The 3,543-nt window shown below is 69.6% G+C and carries 5 protein-coding genes; 1 reads left to right on the top strand and 4 read right to left on the bottom strand.

Annotation, left to right across the window (positions count from 1 at the left end; translation table 11 throughout):
* Both ACFWF3_RS28625 and ACFWF3_RS28630 read right to left on the bottom strand, forming a co-directional pair.
* On the bottom strand, positions 1–357 hold a 357-nt coding region (locus ACFWF3_RS28625), incomplete at its 3' end, for a nucleoside deaminase (protein ID WP_379316611.1).
* Between the two features lie 11 nt (positions 358–368).
* Entirely contained in the window at positions 369–908 is a 540-nt protein-coding gene (locus ACFWF3_RS28630; protein WP_378638527.1) for a tRNA adenosine deaminase-associated protein, read from the bottom strand.
* A 58-nt stretch (positions 909–966) separates the two neighbouring features.
* On the opposite strand from ACFWF3_RS28630, the gene ACFWF3_RS28635 reads away from it, so the two are divergent.
* A complete protein-coding gene (locus tag ACFWF3_RS28635) occupies positions 967–1,914 on the top strand; it encodes a prephenate dehydrogenase (protein ID WP_379316607.1) in 948 nt (315 codons plus the stop codon).
* A 10-nt stretch (positions 1,915–1,924) separates the two neighbouring features.
* Here ACFWF3_RS28635 and ACFWF3_RS28640 read toward each other — a convergent pair whose 3' ends face one another.
* Both ACFWF3_RS28640 and ACFWF3_RS28645 read right to left on the bottom strand, forming a co-directional pair.
* A complete protein-coding gene (locus ACFWF3_RS28640) occupies positions 1,925–2,542 on the bottom strand; it encodes a putative glycolipid-binding domain-containing protein (protein WP_378638524.1) in 618 nt (205 codons plus the stop codon).
* Positions 2,543–2,591: 49 nt separating this feature from the next.
* On the bottom strand, positions 2,592–3,543 hold a 952-nt coding region (locus tag ACFWF3_RS28645; RefSeq protein ID WP_379316609.1), incomplete at its 5' end, for an ABC transporter ATP-binding protein.

Below are 3,543 nucleotides of genomic sequence, written 5' to 3' on the forward strand. Positions count from 1 at the left end.
GTGGTTGAGGCGGCGATCGCGGACTACGTCCCAGAGCGAGCCGACGGCACCGGTTTTGGGTTCCCAGGCGCCGAACAAGACCTTGCCGATTCGCGCCAGCACCAGGGCGCCCGCGCACATCGTGCACGGTTCGAGGGTGACCGCGAGGGTCGCGCCTTCGAGTCGCCAGCCGTCGCCGTGGACTGCCGCGGCCGCGCGCAAGGCCAGGACTTCGGCATGCGCGGTGGGGTCGCCGAGGGCTTCGCGCGCGTTGGTGGCGCGGGCCAGTTCACGACCTTGCGCGTCGAAGACGACGGCGCCGACCGGCACATCGCGCGGGTCGGCGTCGGCTGCGGCCGCCAGGGCGGCGCGCATCATCTCCTCGTCGGTCACCTCGGCATTTTGTCCAGGACCGCGGCGAATTCGTCGGCGAAACCGAGACGCTGGGCGATCATGCCGAGCTGCTCGTCGGGGTAGAGGTCGGTGTCGGCGATGATCACGCTGAGAACCGGTTCGGGCAGGCCCAGGTCGGCCAGGACGCCCAGGTCGCCCTCCTCCCACGGTTCGACGTCGTCGAGATCGTCGGGGTCGATGTCGGGGATCTCGACATTGAGCGCGTCGAGGACGTCGGCGGCGATGTCGTAGTCGATCGCCGCGGTGGCGTCGGAGACGAGCAGACGGGTGCCGCTCGGCGCGGGACGCAACACGATGAAGAATTCATCGTCGACGTCGATCAGGCCGAACACCGCACCTGAGCTGCGCAAAGCCTTCAATTCGGTCTCGGCGGCCGACAGATCGTGCAGGGCATCGGAGCTGAGCGGGCTGACCCGCCATGTGCCTTCTTCGCGGACCACGGCCACTGCGAACCCTTCGACGTCGAAGTCGTCATCCGACGTCGCCCTGTTCGTGCCCGAGCGCTGTGCTGCCATGGACCAAACGGTAGTCTGTCCCACCCCTAATGATGAACTCGTGTGCCAATCTGTTCGGATGAGCATCGACGAGCGTGGGGCTGTGTGCGTCCTCGGGACCGGCCTGATCGGCGGTTCGCTGCTGCGCGCCGCCGTCGCGGCGGGGTACCGGGCGTTCGGCTACAACCGCTCCGAATCCGGCGTCTCCGCGGCGTGTCAGGACGGTTTCGAGGTGTCCGGCGACCTGTCCGCGGTGCTGGTCCGCGCTGCCGAGCTGGACGCGCTGCTGGTGATCGCGGTGCCGATGCCCGCGGTCGAACACCTGCTGGCCGACATCGCCGTGCTCGCGCCCGGGTGCCCGCTGACCGATGTGGTGAGCGTGAAGGGGCCGGTGCTGGACGCGGTGCGAAAGCACGGACTCGAGGCCTTGTACGTTGGCGGGCATCCGATGACGGGAACGTCCCAATCCGGTTGGGCTGCCACTGATTCCAATCTTTTCCAGGGTGCGGTCTGGGCGGTCGGAGTGGACGAGGGAACGCGGGTGCAACCGTGGTCGCGAGTGGTGCGGCTCGCGTTGGACTGTGGTTCGGTGGTGGTTCCGGTGCTCGCCGAGGAACACGATCGAGCTGTCGCGCGGATCTCACACCTGCCGCATGTGCTGGCCGAAGCGCTGGCCGCGGCGGGGGCCGCGGGCGGGAAGCTGGCGCTCGGCCTGGCGGCGGGCTCGTTCCGAGACGGAACCCGCGTCGCGGGTACCGCGCCCGACCTCGTGCGTGCCATCTGCGAGCCGAACGCGACCGCGCTGGAACGGGTGCTCGACGAGGCCATCGAGACACTCGTCACTGCCCGCGAATCCCTGCGCGCGGACAGCCGTCTCGGCGAACTCGTCGAGACGGGTTTCCGCGGCCGCACCGCCTACGACGACCGCACGACCTGGAACATCACCGGCATCACGCCCGGCGCCGGCGACTGGCTCGGTGAACTTCACCGCGCCGGCCGTGACGGTGGGGTGCTCCGCGCGCTCTGAGTACTCGAGATCAGGCGCGTTCGGCCAGCCCCGGGTAGTCGAGGACGAAACCTTCCGGATCGACCGTGAGGGTGGCGCTCGAGACCGGCGAGAGGACGTTGATCCCGTCGGACGCGCTCGAGTAGGTGAGCTCGGCCTCCTGCACCAGCAGGTCGGGTAGTCGCACGTAGACGACGGGGACCTGGACGTCGCCGACGGCGTTCTGCAGGCCGAACCGGCGGATCGGCAGGGTGTTGAAGAACGGGCTCAGCACCACGTCGACATCGAGGGCGCCGCCGAAGGTGGAGCGCACGTGCGTGCCGCCCGCGTCGACGAGCCAGTAGTTCTCCTCGTCGCGCGAGATCGAGGCATGGCGTTCACCGGCCGCCGTGGTGGTGCGCAGCGACAACCGTCGCGTCGCGCCCGCTTCGTCGGTGACCAGGTCGTACGACGCGCTGAACGCCGGGTGCTCATCGCCGGCGCAGCCGATCATCCGGCCCGCCGCCCTGATCCGATTGCCGTTCACCGTCACCCGCACCGATTCCATGCGGGTGTTGTCGTGGGCACGCCAGGTGAGCACCGCAGGCCACCGGGAGGCAGGTCTGATCTCGGTGGGGCCGTCGGCCGGGCCCGGGGCTGGGGTCGTCACCTCTCTACGGTAAGCGACACCAGCCCCGGCGCTGCACAACACGGGCGCATCACACCAGCGAATCCCGCCATGCGGCGTGCAATCCTGCGAAGCGGCCCTGGCCCGCGATCAGCTCGGCCGGTGCGCCGTCCTCCACGATCCGGCCGCCGTCGAGCACCAGCACCCGGTCGGCAATGGCCACGGTGGACAGCCGGTGGGCGATGATCACGGCAGTGCGGTCGCGCAGCAGGGTCTCCAGCGCGTGCTGCACCAGCCGCTCACCGGGGATATCCAGGCTGGAGGTGGCCTCGTCGAGGACGATCACCGCCGGATCGGCCAGGAACACCCGTGCGAACGCCACCAGCTGACGCTGGCCCGCCGAGAGCCTGCCGCCGCGCGTGCGCACGTCGGTGGCGTAGCCGTCGGGAAGTCCGCCGACGAAGGCGTCCAGCCCCACCGCGCGCGCGGCCGCGGTGACCTCGGCGTCGGTCGCCTCGGGCCTGCCCAGCCGGATGTTGTCGGCGATGGTGCCGGAGAACAGGTATGCCTCCTGCGTGATCATCACGACGTGCCTGCGCAACTCGACATCGGCCAGGTGGCGCAGATCCACGTCGTCGAGCGTGATGACGCCACCGCTCGGGTCGTAGAACCGGGTGAGCAGTTTCGCCAGCGTCGACTTGCCCGCACCGGTGGCACCGACCAGCGCCACCACCTGTCCGGCCGGGATCTCCAGGTCGAATTCCGGCAGCACCGACGTGGTGTTGTAGCCGAACCAGACCTGGTCCATCCGCACCGCACCGGTCGCCCGCTCGAGTGTCACCGGGCGTTCGGGTTCGGCGACCGCCGGTTCCTCCTCGAGCACGCCGGAGATCTTCTCCAGCGCCGCGGCGGCGGACTGGTAGGAGTTGAACACCTGCGCGAGTTCGTCGAGGGGACCGTAGAACTGGTCGAGGTAGAGCAGGTACGCGGCGAGCACACCGATCGCGAGGTTGCCCTCCATCACCTGCCAGGCGCCGACCAGC

It is taken from the genome of Nocardia sp. NPDC060220 (assembly GCF_042727815.1).
GTDB lineage: Bacteria > Actinomycetota > Actinomycetes > Mycobacteriales > Mycobacteriaceae > Nocardia.